The 25260-nt window shown below is 60.8% G+C and carries 23 protein-coding genes and 1 pseudogene; 11 read left to right on the forward strand and 13 right to left on the reverse strand.

Going from position 1 to position 25260, the window contains the following annotated elements; genetic code table 11:
* Together rep and QZH45_RS00010 are read left to right on the forward strand one after the other, a co-directional pair.
* The gene (rep, locus tag QZH45_RS00005) at positions 1-2010 is read left to right on the forward strand and encodes a DNA helicase Rep (RefSeq protein ID WP_024780572.1); all 2010 of its coding nucleotides are present in this window, start codon (positions 1-3) and stop codon (positions 2008-2010) included.
* A 56-nt stretch (positions 2011-2066) separates the two neighbouring features.
* Complete coding sequence (locus QZH45_RS00010; RefSeq protein WP_024780573.1) at positions 2067-2639, forward strand: xanthine phosphoribosyltransferase; 573 nt, start codon at positions 2067-2069, stop codon at positions 2637-2639.
* A 21-nt stretch (positions 2640-2660) separates the two neighbouring features.
* Here the strand turns inward: QZH45_RS00010 and QZH45_RS00015 are convergent, their stop codons facing one another.
* From QZH45_RS00015 to dadA, 6 genes are all read right to left on the reverse strand, one after another.
* On the reverse strand, positions 2661-4595 hold the full coding sequence (locus QZH45_RS00015; protein WP_024780574.1) for an acetyl-CoA hydrolase/transferase C-terminal domain-containing protein: 1935 nt from the start codon (positions 4593-4595) through the stop codon (positions 2661-2663).
* Between the two features lie 136 nt (positions 4596-4731).
* Positions 4732-5145 (reverse strand): c-type cytochrome, encoded by a 414-nt coding sequence (locus QZH45_RS00020; RefSeq protein ID WP_053192123.1) that lies wholly within the window; start codon positions 5143-5145, stop codon positions 4732-4734.
* Between the two features lie 181 nt (positions 5146-5326).
* Positions 5327-5875 carry a cupin domain-containing protein gene (locus QZH45_RS00025; protein ID WP_024780576.1) on the reverse strand — a complete coding sequence of 183 codons (549 nt, stop codon included), beginning with the start codon at positions 5873-5875 and terminating at the stop codon, positions 5327-5329.
* A gap of 128 nt (positions 5876-6003) precedes the next feature.
* Entirely contained in the window at positions 6004-7077 is a 1074-nt protein-coding gene (gene alr / locus QZH45_RS00030) for an alanine racemase (RefSeq protein WP_024780577.1), read from the reverse strand.
* Positions 7078-7170: 93 nt separating this feature from the next.
* Positions 7171-7524: a RidA family protein gene (locus tag QZH45_RS00035; protein ID WP_053192109.1), complete on the reverse strand. Its 354-nt coding sequence runs from the start codon at positions 7522-7524 to the stop codon at positions 7171-7173.
* A complete protein-coding gene (gene dadA, locus QZH45_RS00040) occupies positions 7496-8800 on the reverse strand; it encodes a D-amino acid dehydrogenase (RefSeq protein ID WP_053192107.1) in 1305 nt (434 codons plus the stop codon). The genes QZH45_RS00035 and dadA overlap by 29 nt, the downstream gene beginning before the upstream one ends.
* A 157-nt stretch (positions 8801-8957) precedes the next feature.
* On the opposite strand from dadA, the gene QZH45_RS00045 reads away from it, so the two are divergent.
* Positions 8958-9446: an Lrp/AsnC ligand binding domain-containing protein gene (locus tag QZH45_RS00045; RefSeq protein WP_024780580.1), complete on the forward strand. Its 489-nt coding sequence runs from the start codon at positions 8958-8960 to the stop codon at positions 9444-9446.
* Positions 9447-9592: 146 nt separating this feature from the next.
* On the opposite strand, the gene QZH45_RS00050 is transcribed toward QZH45_RS00045, so the two are convergent.
* Complete coding sequence (locus tag QZH45_RS00050; RefSeq protein WP_024780581.1) at positions 9593-9946, reverse strand: YkgJ family cysteine cluster protein; 354 nt, start codon at positions 9944-9946, stop codon at positions 9593-9595.
* A 144-nt stretch (positions 9947-10090) separates the two neighbouring features.
* Between QZH45_RS00050 and QZH45_RS00055 the strand changes: the two genes are divergently transcribed.
* On the forward strand, positions 10091-11404 hold the full coding sequence (locus QZH45_RS00055) for an NAD(P)/FAD-dependent oxidoreductase (protein WP_053192105.1): 1314 nt from the start codon (positions 10091-10093) through the stop codon (positions 11402-11404).
* A 68-nt stretch (positions 11405-11472) separates the two neighbouring features.
* Here the strand turns inward: QZH45_RS00055 and QZH45_RS00060 are convergent, their stop codons facing one another.
* Complete coding sequence (locus QZH45_RS00060; protein ID WP_024780583.1) at positions 11473-11718, reverse strand: DUF1127 domain-containing protein; 246 nt, start codon at positions 11716-11718, stop codon at positions 11473-11475.
* A 179-nt stretch (positions 11719-11897) separates the two neighbouring features.
* On the opposite strand from QZH45_RS00060, the gene QZH45_RS00065 reads away from it, so the two are divergent.
* Together QZH45_RS00065 and QZH45_RS00070 are read left to right on the forward strand one after the other, a co-directional pair.
* Positions 11898-13331 carry a PLP-dependent aminotransferase family protein gene (locus tag QZH45_RS00065; protein ID WP_055135685.1) on the forward strand — a complete coding sequence of 478 codons (1434 nt, stop codon included), beginning with the start codon at positions 11898-11900 and terminating at the stop codon, positions 13329-13331.
* A gap of 80 nt (positions 13332-13411) precedes the next feature.
* Entirely contained in the window at positions 13412-14980 is a 1569-nt protein-coding gene (locus QZH45_RS00070) for a phospholipase D family protein (RefSeq protein ID WP_024780585.1), read from the forward strand.
* A gap of 48 nt (positions 14981-15028) precedes the next feature.
* Here QZH45_RS00070 and QZH45_RS00075 read toward each other — a convergent pair whose 3' ends face one another.
* Together QZH45_RS00075 and QZH45_RS00080 are read right to left on the reverse strand one after the other, a co-directional pair.
* A complete protein-coding gene (locus QZH45_RS00075; protein WP_024780586.1) occupies positions 15029-16171 on the reverse strand; it encodes an MFS transporter in 1143 nt (380 codons plus the stop codon).
* A 155-nt stretch (positions 16172-16326) separates the two neighbouring features.
* On the reverse strand, positions 16327-17820 hold the full coding sequence (locus QZH45_RS00080; protein WP_024780587.1) for an aldehyde dehydrogenase: 1494 nt from the start codon (positions 17818-17820) through the stop codon (positions 16327-16329).
* A 234-nt stretch (positions 17821-18054) separates the two neighbouring features.
* On the opposite strand from QZH45_RS00080, the gene QZH45_RS00085 reads away from it, so the two are divergent.
* The gene (locus tag QZH45_RS00085) at positions 18055-18417 is read left to right on the forward strand and encodes a cupin domain-containing protein (RefSeq protein WP_024780588.1); all 363 of its coding nucleotides are present in this window, start codon (positions 18055-18057) and stop codon (positions 18415-18417) included.
* Positions 18418-18548: 131 nt separating this feature from the next.
* Here QZH45_RS00085 and rpmG read toward each other — a convergent pair whose 3' ends face one another.
* Complete coding sequence (gene rpmG, locus QZH45_RS00090; RefSeq protein WP_003177274.1) at positions 18549-18704, reverse strand: 50S ribosomal protein L33; 156 nt, start codon at positions 18702-18704, stop codon at positions 18549-18551.
* An 11-nt stretch (positions 18705-18715) separates the two neighbouring features.
* Positions 18716-18949: a 50S ribosomal protein L28 gene (gene rpmB / locus QZH45_RS00095; RefSeq protein ID WP_003177273.1), complete on the reverse strand. Its 234-nt coding sequence runs from the start codon at positions 18947-18949 to the stop codon at positions 18716-18718.
* A 436-nt stretch (positions 18950-19385) separates the two neighbouring features.
* On the opposite strand from rpmB, the gene QZH45_RS00100 reads away from it, so the two are divergent.
* Entirely contained in the window at positions 19386-20972 is a 1587-nt protein-coding gene (locus tag QZH45_RS00100) for an ABC transporter substrate-binding protein (protein ID WP_024780589.1), read from the forward strand.
* A gap of 128 nt (positions 20973-21100) precedes the next feature.
* Here QZH45_RS00100 and radC read toward each other — a convergent pair whose 3' ends face one another.
* Positions 21101-21775 (reverse strand): RadC family protein, encoded by a 675-nt coding sequence (gene radC, locus QZH45_RS00105; protein WP_024780590.1) that lies wholly within the window; start codon positions 21773-21775, stop codon positions 21101-21103.
* 146 nt (positions 21776-21921) lie between these two features.
* On the opposite strand from radC, the gene coaBC reads away from it, so the two are divergent.
* The 3 genes and pseudogenes from coaBC to QZH45_RS00120 form a co-directional block, all read left to right on the forward strand.
* Entirely contained in the window at positions 21922-23130 is a 1209-nt protein-coding gene (coaBC, locus tag QZH45_RS00110; RefSeq protein ID WP_024780591.1) for a bifunctional phosphopantothenoylcysteine decarboxylase/phosphopantothenate--cysteine ligase CoaBC, read from the forward strand.
* Positions 23131-23136: 6 nt separating this feature from the next.
* Complete coding sequence (dut, locus tag QZH45_RS00115; RefSeq protein WP_024780592.1) at positions 23137-23592, forward strand: dUTP diphosphatase; 456 nt, start codon at positions 23137-23139, stop codon at positions 23590-23592.
* Between the two features lie 244 nt (positions 23593-23836).
* Positions 23837-25246: pseudogene (locus tag QZH45_RS00120) on the forward strand (phosphomannomutase/phosphoglucomutase); the annotation flags it as partial.
* Positions 25247-25260 lie beyond the last annotated feature (14 nt).

Below are 25260 nucleotides of genomic sequence, written 5' to 3' on the forward strand. Positions count from 1 at the left end.
ATGTCCCGACTCAACCCCCGGCAGCAAGAAGCCGTGAACTATGTCGGCGGCCCTCTTTTGGTGCTCGCCGGTGCTGGCTCCGGCAAGACCAGTGTGATCACCCGCAAGATCGCGCACCTGATCCAGAACTGTGGCATCCGCGCCCAGTACATCGTCGCCATGACCTTTACCAACAAAGCCGCCCGGGAAATGAAAGAACGGGTCGGCGGTCTGCTGCGCGCCGGCGAAGGCCGTGGTCTGACGGTCTGCACCTTCCACAACCTGGGCCTGAACATCATCCGCAAGGAACACGTGCGACTGGGCTACAAGCCGGGCTTCTCGATTTTTGACGAGACCGACGTCAAGGCCCTGATGACCGACATCATGCAGAAGGAGTACGCGGGCGACGACGGCGTCGACGAGATCAAGAACATGATCGGTGCCTGGAAAAACGACCTGGTGCTGCCCGCCGAAGCCCTGGAAAACGCCCGCAATCCCAAGGAACAGACCGCCGCCATCGTCTACACCCATTACCAGCGCACGCTCAAAGCGTTCAATGCGGTGGACTTCGACGACCTGATCCTGCTGCCGGTCAAGCTGTTCCAGGAACACGCCGACATCCTCGAGAAATGGCAGAACAAGGTTCGCTACCTGCTGGTGGACGAATACCAGGACACCAACGCCAGCCAGTACCTGCTGGTGAAACTGCTCATCGGCAAGCGCAACCAGTTCACCGTGGTCGGCGACGACGACCAGTCGATCTACGCCTGGCGTGGCGCGCGACCGGAAAACCTGATGCTGCTCAAGGAAGACTACCCGTCGCTCAAAGTGGTGATGCTGGAGCAGAACTACCGCTCTACCAGCCGCATCCTGCGCTGTGCCAACGTGCTGATTTCCAACAACCCCCACGAGTTCGAAAAGCAGCTCTGGAGCGAGATGGGCCACGGCGACGAGATCCGCGTGATCCGCTGCCGCAACGAAGACGCCGAAGCGGAGCGCGTGGCCATGGAAATCCTCAGCCTGCACCTGCGCACCGACCGGCCATACAGCGATTTTGCGATCCTGTACCGCGGCAACTACCAGGCCAAGCTGATCGAGTTGAAACTGCAGCATCACCAGGTCCCCTATCGTCTGTCAGGGGGTAACAGCTTCTTCGGCCGTCAGGAAGTGAAGGACCTGATGGCCTATTTCCGCCTGATCGTGAACCCGGACGACGACAACGCGTTCCTGCGGGTGATCAACGTTCCACGCCGGGAAATCGGCTCGACCACGCTGGAAAAACTCGGCAACTACGCCACCGAGCGCAAGATCTCGATGTACGCTGCCACCGACGAAATCGGCCTGGGCGAACACCTGGACAGCCGTTTCACCGACCGCCTGGCGCGCTTCAAGCGCTTCATGGACCGCGTCCGCGAGCAGTGCGCCGGGGAAGATCCGATCGCGGCCCTGCGCAGCATGGTCATGGACATCGACTACGAGAACTGGCTGCGCACCAACAGCTCCAGCGACAAGGCCGCCGACTACCGCATGGGCAACGTCTGGTTCCTGATCGAAGCCTTGAAGAACACCCTGGAAAAAGACGAAGACGGTGAAATGACCGTCGAGGACGCTATCGGCAAACTCGTACTGCGGGACATGCTCGAGCGTCAGCAAGAAGAGGAAGACGGTGCCGAAGGCGTGCAGATGATGACGCTGCACGCGTCCAAGGGTCTGGAATTCCCTTACGTGTTCATCATGGGCATGGAAGAGGAAATCCTGCCGCACCGTTCCAGCATCGAGGCCGACACCATCGAAGAAGAACGGCGCCTGGCCTATGTAGGTATTACCCGGGCCCGCCAGACGCTGGCCTTCACCTTCGCCGCAAAGCGCAAGCAATACGGTGAAGTGATCGACTGCGCGCCGAGTCGCTTTCTCGATGAGCTGCCGCCGGACGACTTGGCCTGGGAAGGCAACGACGACACCCCGACTGAAGTAAAAGCCGTTCGCGGCAACAGCGCTTTGGCCGATATACGAGCGATGCTAAAGCGCTAGAATCGACTACTTTTTCCCGCCTTCAGAGCCCTTGAGGCGTTATCAGAGGAGGCTTCATGGAAGCCCTGCATCAGAAAATCCGCGAGCAAGGCATCGTCCTTTCCGACCAGGTCCTGAAAGTCGACGCGTTCCTGAACCACCAGATCGATCCGCAGTTGATGAAACAGATCGGCGACGAGTTCGCCGCGCTGTTCAAGGACTCGGGCATCACCAAGATCGTCACCATCGAAGCCTCAGGCATCGCCCCGGCCATCATGACCGGCCTGAACCTTGGCGTGCCGGTGATTTTCGCCCGTAAGCAGCAATCCCTGACCCTGACGGAAAACCTGCTGTCGGCGACCGTGTATTCGTTCACCAAGAAGACCGAGAGCACCGTAGCCATCAGCCCTCGTCACCTGACCAGCAGTGATCGGGTACTGATCATCGATGACTTCCTGGCCAACGGCAAAGCCTCCCAGGCGCTGATTTCCATCATCAAACAGGCCGGCGCCACCGTGGCCGGGCTGGGGATCGTGATCGAGAAGTCGTTCCAGGGTGGCCGCTCGGAACTCGATGCCCAGGGCTATCGTGTCGAGTCCCTGGCGCGGGTGAAATCCCTGGCCGGTGGGGTAGTGACCTTCATCGACTGACCGCACAGACCCCCTTGTGGGTTAGGTTGATTGTTGTTGCGCCGTGGCCTTGAGACCCGCCAGCAACAAGCGCTGGAACAGATCTTCCTTCAGCCCCTCCGTGTTCGCCAGTTGCATCCGCTCCAGATGCTCGGGATACAGGGAGGGCTCCGGGGCATCCAGCGCAGCCTTGCCCAACTCGAGCATTTCGGTGAGCTTGAACTTGCTCTTGAGCCAGTTCAGCGCCCGCAACAGGTCCCGCTCCACCCCATCGAAGTCCGCGCCCAGCGGATACTCCGGAAACAGATGCGGATGCCGTGCCTGGATCGCCCGCAAGCGCTCCGAGGTGTTATCGGCGAAGCGTGGATCGAGGCGGAAATCCTTCGGTAGCTTCCCGGCATCCTGCGCCTGCTCGATCAGCCCCGGCTGGAAGCGTGAATCGCTGATGTTCAGCAACGCTTCGATCACCGCGGCATCGGTCTTGCCCCGCAGGTCGGCGATGCCGTACTCGGTGACCACAATGTCCCGCAGGTGCCGGGGAATCGTGCAGTGGCCATACTCCCAGACAATATTCGAGCTGATCTCGCCCCCGGATTCGCGCCAACTGCGCAGCAGCAAAATGGAACGGGCGCCTTCCAGCGCATGTCCCTGGGCGACGAAGTTGTACTGCCCGCCCACACCGCTGAGCACCCGCCCGTCTTCCAGCTGATCGGACACCCCGGCGCCCATCAGTGTCATGGTGAACACAGTGTTGATGAAGCGGGCATCGAGACGCTGCAAACGCTTGAGGCGCTCCTGACCATACAATTCGTTGATGTAGCTGATACGGGTCATGTTGAATTCGAGCCGACGGTTCTGCGGCAACTCGTGCAGGCGCTGGTAGAAACTGCGCGGACCGAGAAAGAAGCCGCCATGGACACAGACGCCGTCGGGCTGGGCCGCCTCGTCGAGCGTACCCGCGTTGGCCTGCTCTTGCGTCGGCTCATCGGGGTAGACCTTGCGCCGGATGATCCCGGCCTCCGCGAGCGCCAGCAAACCGTTGACGAACATTTCACTGCAACCGTACAGCCCCTTGGCAAACGGCTCGAGCCCACCCTCGTGCTCGATCAGTTGCGCCCACTGGCTGAGGTTCAGGTCCGCCAGTAGCGCCTGGTACCCGGCATTATCGGCCTGACGCGCCAACAGCGCCGCTGTCAGCGCATCGCCCATGGAACCAATACCAATCTGCAAGGTGCCCCCGTCACGCACCAGGCTGCTGGCGTGCAGGCCGATGAAATGGTCCTGGAACCCCACCGGCATGTTCGGTGTGGAAAACAGAGTGTGACTGTCCTTCTCGTCGATCAACAGATCGAAATCGTCAATGCCGATTTCCGCGTCCCCCGGCATGTAGGGCAGATCACTGTGAACCTGGCCGACTATCAAGATGGTTTCCCCAGCGGCTCGCCGCTTCTCGATCATCGGCAACAGGTCGAGGGTGATGTCGGGGTTGCAACTCAGGCTGAGGCGATCCGGGTATTGAGGGTCGCTCGCCACCAGTTGCGCGATCAGGTTCAGGCCGGCGGCGTTGATGTCCCGGGCAGCATGGCTGTAGTTGCTACTGACGTAGTTCTGCTGGGCCGAAGCACTGTGCAGCAGGCTACCTGGCTGCATGAAGAACTGCTCGACCCGGATGTTGAACGGCAGGCTGTCCCGTTGCAGATCGGCCAGATAATCGAGTTCCGGATAGTCGCCGAAAACCCGTTCGATAAAAGGCTCCAGAAAGCGCTTCTGCAAACCATCACCCATGTTCGGCCGGCCCAGGCTCAGGGCTGTATAGAGGGTCAGTTGTCGTTCGGGCAATTGGGCGATGCGCCGGTACAGCGCGTTGACAAACAGATTGGGCTTGCCCAACCCCAAGGGGATGCCAAGGTGGATATGCGCCGGCAGACGTTCGAGGACGTCATCCACCGCCTGCTCGATTGAACACAATTGCACCATCCTACCCTCCGGGTCGTTCCGAGAATGTGGGTTGGACCGAGCATGCCGGGTCTTGGTTGCGATGAACAGCCCTGAGTGGTCGTTTCCAAGGCGCAAAAAAGCCGCTCGTAAGCGGCTCTTTCGAAGGATGCTGGCTTTACTTCAGGCCAGACATCTTTTGGATGGCGCCCTTGAGCTCTTCATCCGAGCAATCTGCGCAAGTACCTTTAGGCGGCATGGAATTAATACCGGTAATGGCTTTCGCAAGAATGCCATCCAAACCGCCTTGATGGTCAGCGCGATCTTTCCAGGCTGCTGTGTCGCCTATTTTTGGAGCCCCCAGCAGACCGGTGCCATGGCAAGCGTTACAGTGTTTTGCAATTATCTCATCGGGCGTTTTCTTACCACCACCGCCCGCAGCAACGGCGACTTCCATGCCCTTGCATTCCTGCCCCTGAACGCAAACCTGGCCGACCGGCTCAAGGCGCTTGGCGATTTCGTCGTTGGTTGCCGCTTGGGCACTGACTGCCCAAAGGGCCAATACGGTTGCTGGTGCAGCCAGCATTTTCATAATTAGGTTCACGCGTACACCCTCATGGTGGCTAGTCACGCCTGCGGCCACGGTTGCAGGCGGGCGCAAGTATAGCGGTAAGCCTGTCACACTGAAACAACCCTAAAGTCACAAGGGTCTTGTTCATGGTCACAGCTTCCCCCCTGGCCGCCGTTGCCCGTGCGGGCTTGGCGCCTCTTCCTTAGAAATTGGCCGGTGTGGCTGCGCTGATCAGTCGCGCCGGCACATCGAACGGATTACGGAAACGGTGTGGCTTGGTGCTTTCGAAATAGTAGCTGTCACCGGCTTCGAGCACGAACGTTTCGGCGCCGACGACCAGTTCCAGTCGCCCTTCCACCAGAATCCCGGTTTCCTCGCCTTCATGGGTGAGCATCTCGTCACCGGTATCGGCACCAGGCGGGTAGATTTCATTCAGGAAGGCAATCGCCCGGCTCGGGTGTGCCCTGCCCACCAGCTTCATGGTCACGGCGCCGTCGGAGATATCGATCAGTTCGTTGGCTTTGTAGACGATCTGGGTCGGTTTCTCCTGGAGGATTTCTTCGGAGAAAAACTCGACCATGGACATGGGGATGCCGCCAAGGACCTTGCGCAGCGAGCTGATCGAGGGGCTGACGCTGTTTTTCTCGATCATCGAAATGGTGCTGTTGGTGACGCCCGCACGCTTGGCGAGTTCACGCTGGGAAAGGCCTTTGAGTTTACGAATGGCTTGCAGTCGTTCACCGACGTCCAATGCTGGAACCTCCAGGGGATCAGGTTGTGTGGAAAATGAGCGTTATCATGGCGACAGCGTTCAGTATTTACAACACTTTGACCCGAATCCTGTGCGGTGAAGCGACCTTCGGTCGATCCTATTGTGCGTCAGCCCGCGGAATAGAGCCGTGGCACCCGACGCAGGTTGCAGAAAATCTGATAGGGAATGGTGCCGGCAGCTTTCGCCACATCGCTGGCAAGCACATGTCTGCCCCACAATTCAACGGTGGAACCGAGGCCGGCATGGGGGATATTCGTCAGGTCGACGCACAGCATGTCCATCGACACGCGCCCGACCAATTGGCTGCGTTGGCCGTCCACCAGCACTGGCGTACCGCTCGGTGCCTGGCGCGGGTAGCCGTCGGCGTAGCCCATGGCAACCACCCCGACCCGGGTCGTCTGCGTGGTGACGAAATGGGCGCCATACCCCACCGGCTCGCCGGCGGGCAGTTCGCGCACACAGATGATCTTCGATTCCAGGGTCATCACCGGCTGCAGGCGCGAGGCGGTGGCGTTGGCTTCATCGAAAGGCGTCGCGCCATACAGCATGATGCCCGGACGAACCCAGTCGCTCGGCATCTGTGGCCAGCCCAATACCGCCGGGGAGTTACGCAGGCTGGTCTCGGCCGTCAATCCCTGGCAGGCGGCTTCAAACACTTCCAACTGCCGGGTGCTGGAAGGGTCGTGCAACTCATCGGCACGGGCAAAGTGGCTCATCAGCACGATTTTCGCGACTTTGCCGCTGGCCAGCAGACGACGATAGGCGGCCTGATAGTCCTGCGGATGCAGACCAACCCGGTGCATCCCCGAGTCCAGCTTGAGCCAGACCGTGATCGGCTTGCTCAACGTCACTCTTTCAATGGCTTCGAGCTGCCACAACGAATGCACGACGCACCAGAAATCGTGCTCGACGATCAACGACAGCTCATCCGCTTCGAAAAACCCTTCCAGCAACAACACTGGCGCACGGATACCGCCGGCCCGCAGTTCCAGGGCCTCTTCGATACACGCCACGGCAAATCCGTCCGCGGTGTCCTGCAAAGCCTCGGCGCAACGTACAGCGCCATGCCCGTAGGCATCGGCCTTGATCACCGCAAGGGCCCTGGCCCCCGTGACTTCGCGAGCCAGTTGGTAATTGTGACGCAGGGCTTGAAGATCGATCAGGGCACGGGCAGGACGCATGACGGCACGCTTCTAGGCAGACATGAAAAAACCGACGCCGGCTGATGGCGTGAACCACCAACAGCGCCGGGAGAGGGATCGTTTCGACAGCTTTTAAGGCAGCGCGGCCACGACTGACAGCTCCACCAGGATTTCCGGCTCGCACAGCTTGGCTTCTACCGTTGCGCGGGCCGGGGCTACCCCATTGGGCAACCACTTGTCCCAGATTGCGTTCATGCCCGCAAAATCGGCCTCGATGTCTTTCAGATAGATCGTGACCGACAGCAACCGGCTCTTGTCGGTCCCGGCCTGGTCCAGTAAACGCTCGATATTGGCCAGGGTTTCGCGGGTCTGTTGCTCGATACCGGCACTCATGTCGTCGCCGACTTGCCCGGCCAGGTAGACGGTGCCGTTGTGCACGACCACCTGGCTCATGCGGTCATTGGTGAGCTGGCGCTGGATTGACATGTTTTGCAGACTCCTGGTGTTTGCTGCCATAACGGGAAATATCGAGACCTTCGGCGCTGATCTGCGGCTTTTTCTTCGCCATCAGGTCCGCCAGCAAGCGGCCGGAACCACAGGCCATGGTCCAGCCGAGGGTGCCATGGCCGGTATTCAGGAACAGATTCTTGAACGGGGTGGCGCCGACGATCGGCGTGCCATCCGGCGTGGTAGGCCGCAAGCCGGTCCAGAAACTCGCCTGAGTCAGATCGCCGCCCTGAGGATAAAGGTCGTTGACGATCATCTCCAGGGTTTCACGGCGACGCGGATTGAGCGACAGGTCAAAACCGGCGATTTCCGCCATGCCGCCCACACGGATGCGGTTATCGAAACGGGTGATCGCGACCTTGTAGGTTTCGTCGAGAATGGTCGAGGTTGGCGCCATCGCCGGGTTAGTGATCGGCACGGTCAGGGAATAGCCCTTGAGTGGATACACCGGGGCACGGATACCAAGGGGCTTGAGCAGTTGCGGCGAATAGCTGCCCAGGGCCAGGACGTAGCGGTCGGCGGTTTCCAGCTTGCCATCGATCCAGACGCCGTTGATGCGGTCACCGGCCTGGTCCAGGCGCTGGATGTCCTGGCCGAAGCGGAACTCCACACCCAGTTTCACGGCCATTTCCGCCAAACGCGTGGTAAACATCTGGCAGTCGCCGGTCTGGTCGTTGGGCAGACGCAATGCGCCGGCCAGGATGTCGGTGACATTCGCCAGAGCCGGCTCGACCCGTGCGATGCCTTCGCGGTCGAGCACTTCGAACGGCACACCGGACTCCTTCAGCACGGCGATATCCTTGGCCGCGCCGTCGAGCTGTGCCTGGGTACGGAACAGTTGTGTAGTGCCCAGGCTCCGGCCTTCGTAGGCAATACCGGTTTCGGCGCGCAGTTCATCGAGGCAGTCACGACTGTACTCGGACAAACGAACCATGCGCTCCTTGTTGATGGCGTAGCGACTGGCGGTGCAGTTGCGCAGCATCTGCGCCATCCACAGGTACTGGTCGATGTCGGCGGTTGCCTTTATGGCCAGCGGTGCGTGACGCTGCAACAGCCATTTGATGGCCTTGAGCGGCACTCCCGGCGCGGCCCACGGCGAGGCATAACCCGGCGATACCTGGCCGGCGTTGGCGAAACTGGTTTCCATGGCAGGCGCTGGCTGACGGTCGACCACCACCACTTCGAACCCGGCACGGGCCAGATAGTAAGCACTGACGGTACCGATGACGCCGCTACCCAAGACCAGAACACGCATGTTGTCGCCCTCATCGCGGAGAACCGCTGACGTTTGTGTTGTACAAAACTGTAATGAGCGAAGTGTAAGAAAGAATAGGCAGTGCTTTTCACTATATAAATGCCTATATTTGGCGAGAATTCTCGGCAAAAACCCTTTTCACGGAGGCGCATCCCCTGTGCGTACCAATACCCAGACCAAGCGCGAGCTGGACAAGATCGACCGCAACATCCTGCGCATCCTCCAGGCGGACGGGCGGATCTCCTTCACCGAATTGGGGGAAAAGGTCGGTCTCTCCACAACGCCTTGCACCGAGCGGGTACGACGCCTGGAGCGCGAAGGAATCATCATGGGCTATAACGCCCGGCTCAACCCGCAACATCTGAAGGGCAGCCTGTTGGTGTTTGTCGAGATCAGCCTCGATTACAAATCCGGCGACACCTTCGAAGAATTCCGGCGAGCCGTGTTGAAACTGCCTCACGTGCTGGAATGCCATCTGGTGTCGGGAGATTTCGACTACCTGGTCAAAGCACGGATTTCCGAGATGGCCTCATACCGCAAGCTGTTGGGCGACATCCTGCTCAAACTGCCCCACGTGCGGGAGTCCAAGAGCTACATCGTGATGGAAGAGGTGAAAGAGAGCCTGAACCTGCCGGTTCCGGATTGAACCGCCTTCGCGAGCAAGCCCGCTCCCACATTAGATCGTTCCCACGCTCTGCGTGGGAATACAGCCAGGGACGCTCCGCGCTCCGGAAAAGCCGAACGCGCAGCGTCCGATGAGGCATTCCCACGCGGAGCGTGGGAACGATCTCGCTAGACCAACACCTGCCGATTAGCAGCCATGTACTCATGAATCTGCTTCTCGACCCGGGGATGGATCAACTCCACCGGTCGCCGCCCATTGGGGCACGGCAATGTCGCGGTGGTGCCGAACAACCGGCAGATCAGGGGCCGCTCGTCATACACGGTGCAACCGTTCGGCCCCAGGTGGACGCAATCGAGTGTTTCCAGGGCAGCGTCCTGCTCGGCGCGGGTCTTGCGCGGCAGGCGGGCCATCTCCTCGGGTGACGTGGTCACCGGTCCGCAGCAGTCATGGCACCCTGGTACACACTCGAACGAGGGAATCTGCTGGCGCAGCGTGCGGATTTTCTGACTGTTGCAGCTCATCGAGGCGGTTACCTGGGGAATTGATCCGGATTCTGCCCTAAAAGCCCTGCACCAGACAGCGCCAGCCGACCACTGTTGCTCACCGAGGAATCCGCGGCTTATGCTCCGTAAAATTTCTCAAACACAATAATCAGGATTACGCACATGAACGCCCGTGTTCAGCAACCTGGCCCGAGCCACGCGCACGCCGCCTCCTACTACGCCGCCAGCAGCCTGCCGCAACCGGACCATCCGCTGCTGCAAGGCGAGCTGCTGGCGGATGTCTGCGTGGTGGGTGGTGGGTTCTCGGGGCTGAACACGGCCATCGAACTGGCCGAACGCGGCATGAGCGTCGTGTTGTTGGAGGCACACAAGATAGGCTGGGGTGCCAGCGGGCGTAACGGCGGCCAGTTGATCCGCGGTGTCGGTCACGGCCTGGATCAGTTCGCCCCGGTCATCGGCACCGAGGGCGTCCGCCAGATGAAGCTCATGGGCCTTGAGGCAGTGGAAATCGTCCGACAGCGCGTCGAGCGTTTCCAGATCGCCTGCGACCTCACTTGGGGTTATTGCGACCTCGCCAACAAACCCGCCGACCTGCAAGGCTTCGCCGAGGACGCCGAAGAACTGCGCAGTCTGGGCTATCGTCACCCGACCCGGCTGCTGCAAGCCCATGAGATGCACAGCGTAGTGGGCTCGGACCGTTATGTCGGCGGCCTGATCGACATGGGCTCCGGGCATCTTCACCCACTGAACCTGGCCCTGGGCGAGGCCGATGCCGCGCAGCGACTGGGGGTCAGGCTGTTCGAGCAATCGGCGGTCACCCGGATCGATTACGGCCCTGAAGTGAAGGTGCACACCCAACACGGCTCGGTTCGCGCCAAGACCCTGGTGCTCGGTTGCAATGCCTATCTCAACGGACTCAACAAGGAACTCAGCGGCAAGGTACTGCCGGCCGGCAGCTACATCATCGCCACCGAGCCTTTGAGCCAGATTCAGGCCCAGTCATTGTTGCCACAGAACATGGCGGTCTGCGACCAGAGAGTGGCGCTGGATTATTACCGGCTTTCGGCGGATCGACGCTTGCTGTTCGGCGGGGCTTGTCATTATTCGGGCCGCGATCCACAGGACATCGCCGCTTATATGCGTCCGAAGATGCTCAAGGTCTTCCCGCAGTTGGCACAGGTGAAGATCGACTATCAATGGGGTGGAATGATCGGCATCGGCGCCAACCGCCTGCCGCAGATCGGCCGGCTCAAGGACCAGCCCAACGTGTACTTCGCCCAGGCCTATTCCGGCCACGGTGTGAACGCCACCCACCTGGCCGGCAAGCTGTTGGCCGAAGCCATCACCGGGCAGCAAGGCGGCGGGTTCGATCTGTTCGCCCAGGTCCCGCACATCACCTTCCCCGGCGGCCAGCACTTGCGCTCGCCGCTGCTGGCGCTGGGGATGTTGTGGCACAGATTGAAAGAGCTGGTCTGATCCGAATGACACTGTAGGTAAGCCTGGTGCTGTTTTTGTGGCGAGGGGATGAATCCCCTCGCCACGGATCAACTGCGCCAGAACGGCTTGAGGGCCTCCTCCCGCGCCTGCTGCGGATCCATCCCGATATCACGCAACTGTTCGGGTGTCAGCTCCAGCAAGACTCGACGTGTATGCAGACGATGCCAGAACAGGCCCCAGCGGCCCAGACAGGCAGGGGCATTTCCAAAGCTTGCGCCTCGAAGTTCCTTTTCCTGCCCTGCCTCCAGTTCCTGACTGTGTAGCGTCAGCCGCACATCGCTCAAGCCGTTCATTTCGTCGCTCCTGTTTACTTGGGTAGCCAGAGGTTTCATGATGCGCGGACGGCAAGAATCGATACAGATTCAACACCTGTATTTTATTTGCATACAGTTAAGGTATTTTTGCCACTGAATGCTGCTTTTATCGGCCAACTGTATTGGTTAACTGCTGTCCAACCTATCGAGAGCACGCCATGACCCTCTACGTGAACCTCGCCGAATTGCTCGGCACTCGCATCGAGCAGGGTTTCTATCGCCCCGGCGACCGGCTGCCGTCGGTGCGGGCATTGAGCACGGAACACGGCGTCAGCCTGAGTACGGTACAGCAGGCCTATCGCGTGCTGGAGGACAACGGGTTGGCAATGCCGAAGCCCAAATCCGGCTACTTCGTCCCGGTCAGCCGCGAACTTCCAGACCTGCCGGCGATAGGCCGTCCGGCCCAGCGCCCAGTGGATATTTCACAATGGGACCAGGTGCTGGAGCTGATACGCGCCGTGCCACGCAAAGATGTGGTGCAACTGGGGCGCGGCATGCCGGACATCCACTCGCCCACCATGAAACCGCTGCTGCGCAGCCTGGCGCAGATCAGTCGTCGGCAGGACATGCCCGGCCTGTATTACGACAACATCTACGGCAACCTCGCGTTGCGCGAACAGATTGCCCGCCTGTTGCTGGATTCAGGCTGCCAGCTGGGAGCCAACGACCTGATTGTCACTACCGGCTGCCACGAAGCGTTATCAGTCAGCATTCGCGCCACCTGTGAACAAGGCGACATCGTCGCGGTGGACTCGCCCAGCTTCCATGGCGCCATGCAAACCCTCAAGGGGCTGGGCATGAAGGCCATGGAAATCCCCACCGACCCACTCACCGGCATCAGCCTGGAGGCATTGGAACTGGCGTTGGAGCAATGGCCGATCAAGGCCATACAGTTGACGCCCAGCTGTAACAACCCGCTGGGCTACATCATGCCGGAAGCGAACAAACGAGCGCTGTTGACCCTGGCACAGCGCTTTGACGTGGCAATCATCGAAGACGATGTGTATGGGGATTTGGCCTACACCTACCCACGACCACGCACAATCAAATCCTTCGATGAAGATGGCCGCGTCCTGCTTTGCAGTTCTTTCTCCAAGACCCTGGCGCCGGGCCTGCGAGTGGGCTGGGTTGCGCCGGGCCGGTACTTGGAGCGGGCGCTGCACATGAAGTACATCAGCACCGGCTCCACCGCGCCGCAGCCGCAGATTGCTATCGCGGAGTTTCTCAAGAATGGGCATTTCGAACCCCATTTGCGGCGGATGCGCGCACATTACCAGCGCAATCGCGACATGATGATCGACTGGGTCAGCCGATACTTTCCGTCGGGCACCCGCGCCAGCCGCCCCCGGGGCAGCTTCATGCTGTGGGTCGAACTGCCCGAAGGTTTCGATACGCTGAAGCTCAACCGGGTCTTGCATGATCAAGGTGTACAGGTCGCGGTCGGCAGCATTTTTTCGGCATCGGGAAAGTACCGTAACTGCCTGCGGATGAACTACGCTGCCAAGCCAACGGCACAGATCGAGGACGCCGTGCGTAAGGTCGGAGCCGCCGCTATCGCGCTGTTGAACGAAACCTGGGACGACGGCGTCTGAATGCTAGGCTCGGTACGAAAAGCCTAAGCGGGAAGCAGCACCCGACAGCCAATCAACGCCAACAAGCGGAACGATCCTACGTGAGATCCAAACCGATCCTGCCTGCGCTACTGCTTGTCGCCTCACTGTTGGGAGGCTGTGCCAGCGTTGATATTACCCGCGAGCCGTCCCAGGCACTGCCGGCTTCCGAATCTTCATTCGGACGCTCGGTCCAGGCCCAGGCCGCACCGCACGAAGGGCGCTCGGGATTCCGCCTGCTCTCCGACAGCACCGATGCCTTCACCGCCCGGGCCGAGCTGATTCGCAACGCGCAAAGCAGCCTGGACTTGCAGTACTACATCGTTCACGACGGCATCAGCACCCGGATGCTGGTGGATGAATTGCTCAAGGCCGCCGACCGGGGCGTGCGCGTGCGGATTCTGCTGGACGACACCACCAGCGATGGCCAGGACCAGATCATTTCGACCCTCGGCGCCCACCCGCAAATCCAGATCCGCCTGTTCAATCCGTTGCACCTGGGACGCGCCACCGGGGTGACCCGCGGCCTCGGCCGACTGTTCAACCTTTCGCTGCAACACCGGCGAATGCACAACAAGCTATGGCTGGCGGACAACAGCATGGCCATTGTCGGTGGGCGCAACCTGGGAGATGAGTACTTCGATGCCGAACCTCACCTGAACTTCACGGATATCGACGTGCTCGGCGTCGGCCCGGTGGCCGAACAGTTGGGACACAGTTTCGACCAGTATTGGAACAGCGCCCTGAGCAAGCCCATCGAACAGTTCCTGTCCCATCGGCCCAGCGCCAAGGACTTGGCCAACAGCCGCCTGCGCCTGCAAGAATCCCTGGAGCAGACACAAAAGGAAAATCACGCCTTGTACCGGCAGTTGACCACCTACCGGACCCAGCCGCGCCTGGATATCTGGCGCAACGAGTTGGTCTGGGCCTGGAACCAGGCGCTCTGGGATGCACCGAGCAAAGTACTGGCCGAGGACGAGCCGGATCCACAGCTGTTGCTGACCACGCAACTGGGCCCTGAACTGGCGGGCGTCAGCAAGGAACTGATCATGATTTCGGCTTACTTCGTGCCGGGCCAGCCCGGACTGGTGTATCTGACCAGCCGCGCCGATGCCGGCGTGTCGGTGAGCCTGCTGACCAACTCCCTGGAGGCTACAGACGTGCCGGCGGTACACGGCGGCTACGCGCCCTATCGCAAAGCACTGCTGCAACACGGTGTACGGCTGTTCGAGTTGCGGCGCCAGCCCGGGGATACGGGAGGCAGCGGCCCTCACCTGTTCTACAGCAAGTCCTATGGTGAATCGGACTCGAGCCTGCACAGCAAGGCGATCATTTTTGATCGACAGAAATCGTTCATCGGCTCATTCAATTTCGATCCACGCTCAGTGCTGTGGAACACTGAGGTTGGCGTCTTGGTGGACAGTCCCGAACTCGCTGGACAGGTCCGTGACCTGGCCCTGCAGGGCATGGCACCGGCCCTGAGCTACCAGGCACGACTGGAGGATGGAAAGCTCGTCTGGAGAACCGAAGACAACGGCAAACTCCATGACCTGGATCGCGAGCCAGGTAGCTGGTGGCGCCGGTTCAATGCCTGGTTTGCGACGACTGTCGGGTTGGAAAAAATGTTGTAGGGCTGCCCCTCGCCACAAAAGCTCCTCGCCATAGGTGTTTCAGGGTTTTCAGGCAGACTGCGTAGCACCGAACGCACCTTGGCGCAGCAACAGAATCACCAGCCCGAACGCCCCCGCAGCCATGAACAACGGCAACGCATGCCCACTGATCCATTGGCTGCCCGCTCCCGCCACCAAGGGACCGATCAGGCAACCGATTCCCCACAGCTGTGCAATATGGGCGTTGGCCCGCACCAGCGCATCGTCGCGGTAACGCTCACCGATCAGGATCAGCGACAAGGTGAACAAACCACCCGCGCTTGCGCCAAACAGCACCCACAGCGGCCAGATCAGTACAGTATCGATCAGCAGCGGGACTGCCAGGCTCGACAAGGTCAGCACCACCGCGCAGCCCGTGAGCAAGGCCCTTCGAGACCAGTGATCGGCCAGGGCACCGATGGGCAGCTGCAGCAAGGCATCACCGACCACCACGGTACTGACCATCGCCAGCGCAATGTCGGCACTGAAGCCCTGGCGCAGGCAATACACCGGCAGCAATGTCAGGATCATCGCCTCGAAAGCCGCGAACAACGACACCGCCCAGGCGATTGCCGGCAAACCTCGGCAAAATGCCCACAAATCGCCAAAAGTGACGCTACTGGCTTCACTGCTAGGTGCACCGCTACGCCCGAGCAACAGCAACGGCGCGACCACCAGCAGACCGACCCCCACCCAGAACCCATAGTCATGAACGGTACCCAGCGCACCGAGCAACAACGGGCCGGACAACTGGCTCAGCGCATAACTGGCGCCATACAGCGCCACCAGCCGCCCGCGCCATTGTTCGACCACCAGTTGATTGATCCAGCTCTCACCGAGGATGAACACCAGGGTCAGGACCACCCCGATCACCAGCCGCAGCACCAGCCAGACCGGATAACTGGGCAGCAGCGCCAGCAACCCGATGGACACTGCCCCGCCCCAAAGGCACAGGCGCATCAAGTTCGCCGTCCCAAACCGCGCCGCCAGGCGGCTCGACACCTTGGCCCCGAGCAACACCCCAACGGCGGGCATGGCCGCCATCACGCCAATGGCGAACGAGCCATAACCCCAGCCCTCCAGGCGCAGCGACACCAGCGGCATGCTTACCCCCAGGGCAAGACCGACGCTCAGGACAGAGGCCAACACGGCGAAATAAGTCGCCCAACGCATTTCCACGCTCCTGTGGGTCGTCATCGATTATGGGCATCCCTCAAACAATGTGGGAGCGAGCCCGCTCGCGAAGCGGCGCAACATTCAACAAAGCTGTCGACTGTCATACCGTTATCGCGAGCAGGCTCGCTCCCACAGGGATCAGCGCTGTGCTGTTACAGCTTGATCCAGGTCGACTTCAGCTCGGTGTATTTGTCGAAGGCATGCAGCGACTTGTCGCGGCCATTACCCGACTGCTTGAAGCCGCCGAACGGCGCGGTCATGTCGCCGCCATCGTACTGGTTCACCCACACGCTGCCGGCGCGCAAGGCCTTGGCGGTCAGGTGGGCCTTGGAGATGTCCCGGGTCCATACCGCTGCCGCCAGGCCATATGGCGTGTCGTTGGCAATCTGGATGGCTTCTTCGGCGGTATCGAAGGCAATCACCGACAACACCGGACCGAAAATCTCTTCCTGGGCAATTTTCATGGCATTGCTCACACCGTCGAAAATCGTCGGCTCGACATACGTACCACCGGTTTCCTCGAGGATCCGCTTGCCACCGGCCACCAGCTTGGCGCCGTCGCTGTGACCGGCTTCGATGTAGGACAGCACGGTATTCATCTGCTGGGTGTCCACCAGGGCACCAACATTCGTCGCCGGATCCAGCGGGTTGCCTGGCTTCCAGCCCTTGAGGGCTTCGATCACCAGCGGCAGGAAGGTGTCCTTGATGGAGCGCTCCACCAGCAGTCGCGAGCCGGCAGTGCAGACTTCGCCCTGGTTGAACGCAATGGCGCTGGCCGCGGCTTCGGCGGCTGCTTGCAGGTCCGGGGCGTCGGCGAAGACGATGTTCGGGCTCTTGCCGCCGGCTTCCAGCCAGATGCGTTTCATGTTGGATTCGCCGGAGTAGATCATCAGTTGCTTGGCGATCTTGGTGGAGCCGGTGAATACCAGCGTGTCGACATCCATGTGCAGCGCCAGGGCCTTGCCGACGGTGTGGCCGTAGCCTGGCAGCACGTTGAGCACGCCTTTCGGAATTCCGGCTTCGACGGCCAGTGCGGCGATGCGGATGGCAGTCAGCGGGGATTTTTCCGACGGCTTGAGTATCACCGAGTTACCGGTGGACAGTGCCGGACCGAGCTTCCAGCAGGCCATCAACAGCGGAAAGTTCCATGGCACGATAGCGCCCACCACACCTACGGGCTCGCGGGTGACCAAGCCCAACTGGTCGTGCGGGGTCGACGCCACTTCGTCGTAGAGCTTGTCGATGGCTTCACCACTCCAGCTCAACGCCTGTGCCGCGCCGGGCACATCGATGTTCAGGGAGTCACTGATCGGCTTGCCCATGTCCAGGGTTTCGAGCAGGGCCAGCTCTTCGACGTGCTGCTTGAGCAGGCCGGCGAAACGAATCATGGTCGCTTTGCGTTTGCTCGGCGCCAGGCGCGACCAGGCACCCGAGTTGAAGACCGCACGCGCGTTTTCGACGGCACGCTGGGCGTCGGCAGCATCGCAACTGGCGACCTTGCCCAACAGGCGGCCATCGACCGGGCTGAGGCAATCGAAGGTTTCGCCGGACACCGCATCGGTGTATTCGCCGTTGATGAAGGCGCGGCCTTCGATAGTCAGATCGCGGGCGCGTTGTTCCCAGTCGGCACGAGTCAGGGTGGTCATGCGAGTGTCCTCCTCTTATTGGGGTATGAGCGTCGCAGGGATGCGCCCACTCAGGAATTCTGCCCGGCCAGCCGGTTTTCGCGCATGTTTTCGGCACAGGGCACCCGCCACCCTAAACCAGCCGCCCCTCAAGTTTCAATATATTTGACACAAGGCCAACAAACAGCCTTGCGATGTTCGTTTTAATAAACATAGACTCGAGCCTTCCAAGCAATTACCGGGGGGATTACGGACATGAGCATCCAGGACATCGTCGACTTCGGCCAAGCCAGCACCGTCGCCGATCGCTATCGCCCGGACCCGGCCAAGGTTCTCAAAGGCGATCCCGAACAAGCCGTGTACAACCACTACAACAGTCCCTGCGGGCAGATGAATGCCGGCGTCTGGGAGGGCGCGGTCGGCCAGTGGACGGTCAACTACACCGAGCATGAATATTGCGAGATCGTCCAGGGGGTTTCCGTGTTGCGGGACAACGAGGGTAATGCCAAGACATTGCGCGCAGGCGACCGCTTCGTGATTCCAGCGGGCTTCAAGGGCACCTGGGAAGTGCTGGAGCCGTGCCGCAAGATCTATGTGGTGTTTGAGCACAAGGCTTGAGTTTTCATTGGCCGGGCTGGCCCCATCGCGAGCAGGCTCGCACACAGGGATTGGACCAGGGCTGGAAGCCAGCCACAAAAAAGGCCCGTATCTCGCGATACGGGCCTTTTTCGTAAAGAGGGAAAAATCAATTACTTGATTTTGCCTTCCTTGTAGATCACGTGCTTGCGAACAACCGGATCATATTTCTTGATCTCGATTTTGTCCGGGGTAGTACGCTTGTTCTTGTCGGTAGTGTAGAAGTGACCAGTACCGGCGCTCGAGATCAAACGAATCAATTCACGCATGATTAGCTCCCTTAAACCTTGCCATCGCGACGAAGTTCGGCCAGCACGACACTGATGCCACGCTTGTCGATGATACGCATGCCCTTGGCAGATACGCGCAGACGCACAAAACGTTTCTCTTCTTCAACCCAGAAGCGGTGATGCTGCAGGTTCGGCAGGAAACGACGACGGGTTTTGTTGTTTGCGTGGGAAATGTTATTCCCAGTCACCGGACCCTTACCGGTAACTTGACAGACTCTAGACATGCCTCAGCCCTCTAAAACCACATGCCCAACCCGGCATGGGTTGGCCGCTTAATCTCTCAGTCATTTGGCGCCAGGCGCCGCGTTTCTTTAAGGGTCTTACCGGCTACACCTACAGTGAAGGAACCGGGCCCCTAGAAAAGAGCGCTGCTTTATACCAGAAAGACCTCAGTGCAACAACAGCCCGTGTGATTTGTCTTTACCTGGAATCCTCGGACAACCGCGCCGAACGGCTGCGGCAAAGGCTGGCGATGGCTATGACCGCTCGTCGCGGCACGCCGGCTTTTTTCGACGCTGACAGGTTTTAACGCTCGATACGCTGGAGCAGCGTGCCGGAAAAAGCAAAAAGGGGATAGTCATTTGGCAACGAGCCCACTAGGGTAGGCCTTTTCCAGACTGCACTCGCAGATGGGCCTTCGACCTGACAAGGAAACCGATCATGCGCCTCGCTGCCCTCTCACTGTTGCTCGCACCTCTGCTGATCAGCCCTTTGGCCCAGGCCGCCGCCCTGAGCGTCTGCACCGAGGCCAGCCCGGAGGGGTTCGATGTCGTCCAATACAATTCGCTGACAACCACCAACGCCTCCGCCGACGTGTTGATGAACCGACTGGTGGATTTCGACACCGCCAGCGGCAAGGTAGTCCCGAGCCTGGCCGAGCGCTGGGACGTCTCGCCTGATGGACTGACCTACGTGTTCCAGCTGCGTCCAAAGGTCAAGTTTCACCAGACCGAATATTTCACGCCGCACCGTGACCTGACGGCCGAAGACGTGAAGTTCAGCTTCGAGCGCATGCTGGACCCTGCCAACCCCTGGCATAAAGTCGCCCAGAGCGGCTTCCCTCACGCCCAATCCATGCAACTGCCGGCGCTGATCAAGAAAATAGACGCCCTGGACCCGCTGACCGTGCGCTTTACCCTCGATCACGCGGACTCCACTTTCCTGGCCACCCTGAGCATGGGATTCGCCTCGATCTATTCGGCCGAATACGCCGATCAGTTGATGAAGGCCGGCACGCCGGAAAAACTCAACAACCAGCCCATCGGCACCGGCCCCTTCATCTTCAACCGGTTCCAGAAGGACGCCTCGATTCGCTACAAGGCCAACAACGACTATTTTGCCGGCAAACCCCAGGTCGATCAGTTGATCTTCGCCATCACACCGGATGCGAACGTGCGCCTGCAGAAACTGCGGCGCAACGAATGCCAGATCGCCCTGTCGCCCAAGCCGCTGGATGTGCAGGCCGCCCGGCAGGAACCGACCCTGAAGGTTGAGCAGACCGACGCCTTCATGACTGCTTTCGTGGCAATCAACAGCCAGCATCCGCCTCTGGACAAACCCGAGGTACGCCAGGCCATCAACCTCGCCTTCGACAAGGCCAGCTACCTCAAGACCGTCTTCGAAGGCACCGCCGAAGCGGCCAACGGCCCCTACCCGCCAAACACCTGGAGCTACGCCAAGAACCTGCCCGGCTATGCCCATGACCCGGCCAAGGCCCGCGAGCTGCTGGCCAAGGCCGGCTTGAAAGAGGGTTTCCAGACCACAATCTGGACCCGCCCTTCCGGCAGCCTGCTGAACCCCAACCCCAGCCTCGGCGCGCAACTGTTGCAATCCGACCTGGCGGAAGTGGGCATCCAGGCGGAAATCCGGGTGATCGAATGGGGGGAGCTGATCCGTCGCGCCAAGGCCGGCGAGCATGACCTGCTATTCATGGGCTGGGCTGGCGACAACGGCGATCCGGACAACTTCCTCACGCCACAGTTTTCCTGCGCGGCGGTCAAGTCCGGCACCAACTTCGCGCGTTATTGTAATCAAGACCTGGACAAGCTGATCAGCGCCGGCAAGACCACCGGCGAACAGGGTGTGCGCACCAAGCTTTACGAACAGGCACAAGCACAGATCCGGCAACAGGCCCTGTGGCTGCCGCTGGCGCACCCGACCGCGTTCGCCCTGGTTCGCAAGGACCTGCAGGGTTATGCGGTCAGCCCGTTTGGGCGCCAGGATTATTCGAAGGTCAGCCTCAAGTAATGCGGTGAACCTTGTGGGAGCGAGCCTGCTCGCGATTGCGGCGTGTCAGAACAGACAATGTCACTGACGAACCGCTATCGCGAGCAGGCTCGCTCCCACAAAGGATTTCTCTGGGCACCAGATTTCGCTCACATCCACCCATACTCCGCCATCGACAGCGGCTCCCCATCACCAACGATGAAGTGATCGAGCACCCGCACATCAATCAGCTCCAGCGCCTCTTGCAGTCGCTCGGTGAGCAACCGGTCGGCCTGGCTGGGCTCGGTGTTGCCGGAAGGATGGTTGTGGCACAGGATCAGCGCGGCGGCGTTGTGGGCCAGGGCGCGCTTGACCACTTGCCGGGGATGAACGCTGGCATTGTCGATGGAGCCGCGAAACAGCGTTTCGAAACCCAGCACCTGATGCCTGGAATTGAGAAACAGACAGCCAAACACTTCATGGGGCTCGTGGCGCAGCATCGACTTCAGGTACTCACGGACGACCCCCGGGCTTTCCAGCGTCGTTCTTTGCCGCGCCCGCTCGGCCAGATGCCGCCGGCTCATTTCTTGGGCCGCCTGCAACTGCGCAAATTTCGCCGGGCCCAACCCCATATGGCTGCTGAACGTGATCTGGTCGGCTTCAAGCAGCGCGCGCAGGCTGCCAAATTGAGTCAGCAGTTGTCGCGCCAGATCGACCGCGCTTTTGCCCGACACGCCGGTTCGCAAGAAAATCGCCAGTAATTCTGCGTCCGAAAGACTTCCCGCCCCCGATGCCAGCAACCTCTCCCGTGGACGCTCGGCCACGGGCCAATCCCGAATACTCATAGGCTCTCCCTGATAGTGGGCACCGCTGTTCCATAGCGGTCGCTGTGATATCGTAGCCCATCTTTTTTTGCAGGCGATTTGCACCCCGGCAGGCTGCTGTCGAGAGGTTCGTCCTGCATTGACCACTGAAATCCAAAGGCAGGCTTATGCAGCGGCTGTATCGGAAACGCATCGTTCTGGGCGTCGGCGGCGGCATTGCCGCCTACAAGAGCGCCGAGCTGGTTCGCCGACTCATCGACCAGGGCGCGGAAGTGCGGGTCGTCATGACCCGTGGCGGCAGTGAATTCATTACCCCGCTGACCATGCAGGCCCTGTCCGGGCACCCGGTCCACCTGGATCTGCTCGACCCGGCGGCCGAAGCCGCCATGGGCCATATCGAACTGGCCAAGTGGGCCGACCTGGTGCTGATCGCCCCGGCCACGGCCGACCTGATTGCCCGCCTGGCCCAGGGCATCGCCAATGACCTGCTGACCACCCTGGTGCTCGCCACCGACGCCGTGGTTGCTGTCGCACCGGCCATGAATCAGGCCATGTGGCGCGATCCGGCCACCCAGGCCAATCTGCAGCTGCTTGAAAGCCGCGACCTGAAAGTCTTTGGCCCGGCCTCCGGCAGCCAGGCCTGCGGCGATGTCGGCATGGGCCGCATGCTCGAAGCCACCGACCTGGCCCAATGTGCCGCCGACTGCTTCCAGCGCCACGCCCTGACCGGCAAACACGTGCTGATCACCGCCGGACCGACCCAGGAAAACATCGACCCGGTGCGCTACATCACCAACCACAGCTCCGGGAAAATGGGCTTCGCCCTGGCCGAGGCCGCGGTGGAAGCTGGCGCGCGGGTAACATTGATCACCGGCCCGGTGCACCTGCCGACGCCGGATCGGGTGACCCGCATTGACGTGGTCAGCGCCCGGGACATGCTCGCGGCCTGCGAAGCAGCCATCCCCTGCGACCTGTTCATCGCCTCGGCGGCGGTAGCGGACTACCGCCCTGAAGTCATCGCCCCGCAAAAACTGAAGAAAGACCCTACGAGCGGCGACGGCCTGTTATTACAAATGGTCCGTAACCCGGATATCCTTGCCACCATCGCCACCCGTTCCGACCGTCCCTTCAGTGTCGGCTTCGCCGCCGAAACCGAGAACCTGCTCGATTACGCCGCGCGCAAACTCAAGGACAAGAATCTGGACTTGATCGTTGCCAACGACGTCGCCAACCCGAGCATCGGCTTCAACAGCGAAGAAAACGCCTGCAGCGTGATCGACCGCCAGTTGCACGCCACCCTTTTCGCCCAGACCAGCAAGGGCAAGATCGCCCGCCAACTGATCACTTTCATCGCCGAACGGCTGAACCAGGTTTAATTTTCCATGCACGCTCTACAAGCCAAGATCCTCGACCCCCGCATCGGCAATGAATTCCCGCTGCCGCAATACGCCACACCGGGCTCCGCCGGTCTCGACCTGCGGGCCATGCTCAAGCAGGACACCGTTCTGGAGCCGGGCCAGACACTGCTGATCCCCACCGGCCTGTCGGTGTACATCGGCGACCCGGGCCTGGCCGCGCTGATCCTGCCGCGTTCGGGCCTGGGTCATAAGCACGGTATCGTGCTGGGCAACCTGGTGGGCTTGATCGACTCCGACTACCAGGGCGAGCTGATGGTGTCGTGCTGGAACCGTGGTCATACGACATTCAACATCGCGGTGGGCGAACGCATCGCCCAGCTGGTGCTGGTACCGGTGGTCCAGGCCCACTTCGAACTGGTCGAGGAGTTCGACGAGAGCCAGCGCGGCGCAGGCGGTTTCGGGCATTCCGGCAGCCATTGACAGGCGGGAACAGGCCGGGTGTGCTGCCCGGCCGGTTTATTAAGCTTCTGTTTCAGGGCAAAAAATGCGCAATGGCTTTCTGCTAGGTTTCCCATCCGGAATCAAGGTATTAGGCGACCCAGGGCGGGATAACGCTGTCTCATGGCACTTTCCCACCACGAACTCTCTGTCAAAAACGCCGTCATACCCTTCAGCTTGAGCCTGCCGACGCTGACAGTCGGCCTGTCCAGTCACTTTCTGAATAGAGCGTCCCGCCATGAACACCCCAGCCGCAATCGCACCGATCTTTCCTGACAGCATCTTCCGCGCCTACGACATCCGTGGCGTGGTACCGGAAACCCTGACCGGCGAAACCGCCTACTGGATCGGCCGCGCCATTGGCTCCCAGAGCCTGGCCCAGGGCGAACCGAACGTGTGCGTCGGCCGCGATGGCCGCTTGTCCGGCCCCGAGCTGGTAGAACAGCTGATCAAGGGCGTTGCCGACAGCGGCTGCCACGTCAGCGACGTCGGCCTGGTCCCGACCCCGGCGTTGTATTACGCCGCCAACGTATTGGCCGGCAAATCCGGCGTGATGCTTACCGGTAGCCACAACCCGTCGAACTACAACGGCTTCAAGATCGTCATCGCCGGCGACACCCTCGCCAACGAGCAGATCCAGGCCCTGCACACCCGTCTCAAGACCAACGACCTGAGCAGCGGCAAGGGCACCGTCACCAAGGTCGATATCCTCGAGCGCTACAGCGACGAAATCGTCAAGGACGTGAAGCTGGCCCGTCGCCTGAAAGTGGTGGTCGACTGCGGCAACGGCGCGGCCGGCGTGATCGCCCCGCAACTGATCGAAGCCCTGAACTGCGAGGTCATCCCGCTGTTCTGCGAGGTGGACGGCAACTTCCCCAACCATCACCCGGACCCGGGCAAGCTGGAAAACCTTGAAGACCTGATCGCCAAGGTCAAGGAAACCAACGCCGACCTGGGCCTGGCCTTCGACGGCGACGGCGACCGCGTGGGCGTGGTGACCAATACCGGCAGCGTCGTGTTCCCTGACCGCCTGCTGATGCTGTTCGCCAAGGACGTCGTGGCCCGTAACCCCGATGCGGAGATCATTTTCGACGTTAAGTGCACCCGTCGCCTGGTGCCGCTGATCAAGGAATACGGTGGTCGTCCGCTGATGTGGAAGACCGGCCATTCGTTGATCAAGAAGAAAATGAAGCAAAGCGGCGCCCTGCTGGCCGGCGAGATGAGCGGCCACATCTTCTTCAAGGAGCGCTGGTTCGGTTTCGACGACGGCATCTACAGCGCCGCACGCCTGCTGGAGATCCTCAGCAAGGAACAATCCAGCGCCGAAGACCTGTTCGCGACCTTCCCGAACGATATTTCTACGCCGGAAATCAATATCCATGTGACCGAAGAGAGCAAATTCAGCATCATTGATGCACTGCACGACGCTCAATGGGGCGAAGGGGCCGAACTGACCACCATCGACGGTGTGCGGGTCGACTATCCCCATGGCTGGGGCCTGGTTCGCGCATCCAACACCACACCGGTGCTGGTCTTGCGTTTCGAGGCCGATGACGAAGCCGAGCTGCAGCGCATCAAAGATGTGTTCCACACCCAACTCAAACGTGTTGCACCCGATCTTCAACTACCGTTTTGATTTTTTGAAGCGCC

It is taken from the genome of Pseudomonas corrugata (assembly GCF_050920615.1).
Taxonomy (GTDB): Bacteria; Pseudomonadota; Gammaproteobacteria; order Pseudomonadales; family Pseudomonadaceae; genus Aquipseudomonas; species Aquipseudomonas corrugata.

Bases quoted from the DNA above. Each gene is read 5' to 3' on its own strand.
- QZH45_RS00010 (WP_024780573.1), top strand. From the start codon at position 2,067: ATGGAAGCCCTGCATCAGAAAATCCGCGAGCAAGGCATCGTCCTTTCC.
- rpmB (WP_003177273.1), bottom strand. From the start codon at position 18,949: ATGTCTAGAGTCTGTCAAGTTACCGGTAAGGGTCCGGTGACTGGGAAT.
- radC (WP_024780590.1), bottom strand. From the start codon at position 21,775: ATGAGTATTCGGGATTGGCCCGTGGCCGAGCGTCCACGGGAGAGGTTG.
- QZH45_RS00065 (WP_055135685.1), top strand. From the start codon at position 11,898: ATGACCCTCTACGTGAACCTCGCCGAATTGCTCGGCACTCGCATCGAG.
- dadA (WP_053192107.1), bottom strand. From the start codon at position 8,800: ATGCGTGTTCTGGTCTTGGGTAGCGGCGTCATCGGTACCGTCAGTGCT.
- QZH45_RS00055 (WP_053192105.1), top strand. From the start codon at position 10,091: ATGAACGCCCGTGTTCAGCAACCTGGCCCGAGCCACGCGCACGCCGCC.
- QZH45_RS00075 (WP_024780586.1), bottom strand. From the start codon at position 16,171: ATGCGTTGGGCGACTTATTTCGCCGTGTTGGCCTCTGTCCTGAGCGTC.
- QZH45_RS00060 (WP_024780583.1), bottom strand. From the start codon at position 11,718: ATGAACGGCTTGAGCGATGTGCGGCTGACGCTACACAGTCAGGAACTG.
- alr (WP_024780577.1), bottom strand. From the start codon at position 7,077: ATGCGTCCTGCCCGTGCCCTGATCGATCTTCAAGCCCTGCGTCACAAT.
- QZH45_RS00015 (WP_024780574.1), bottom strand. From the start codon at position 4,595: ATGGTGCAATTGTGTTCAATCGAGCAGGCGGTGGATGACGTCCTCGAA.
- QZH45_RS00100 (WP_024780589.1), top strand. From the start codon at position 19,386: ATGCGCCTCGCTGCCCTCTCACTGTTGCTCGCACCTCTGCTGATCAGC.
- QZH45_RS00050 (WP_024780581.1), bottom strand. From the start codon at position 9,946: ATGAGCTGCAACAGTCAGAAAATCCGCACGCTGCGCCAGCAGATTCCC.
- coaBC (WP_024780591.1), top strand. From the start codon at position 21,922: ATGCAGCGGCTGTATCGGAAACGCATCGTTCTGGGCGTCGGCGGCGGC.
- dut (WP_024780592.1), top strand. From the start codon at position 23,137: ATGCACGCTCTACAAGCCAAGATCCTCGACCCCCGCATCGGCAATGAA.
- QZH45_RS00020 (WP_053192123.1), bottom strand. From the start codon at position 5,145: ATGAAAATGCTGGCTGCACCAGCAACCGTATTGGCCCTTTGGGCAGTC.
- rep (WP_024780572.1), top strand. From the start codon at position 1: ATGTCCCGACTCAACCCCCGGCAGCAAGAAGCCGTGAACTATGTCGGC.
- QZH45_RS00035 (WP_053192109.1), bottom strand. From the start codon at position 7,524: ATGTCAATCCAGCGCCAGCTCACCAATGACCGCATGAGCCAGGTGGTC.
- QZH45_RS00085 (WP_024780588.1), top strand. From the start codon at position 18,055: ATGAGCATCCAGGACATCGTCGACTTCGGCCAAGCCAGCACCGTCGCC.
- rpmG (WP_003177274.1), bottom strand. From the start codon at position 18,704: ATGCGTGAATTGATTCGTTTGATCTCGAGCGCCGGTACTGGTCACTTC.
- QZH45_RS00080 (WP_024780587.1), bottom strand. From the start codon at position 17,820: ATGACCACCCTGACTCGTGCCGACTGGGAACAACGCGCCCGCGATCTG.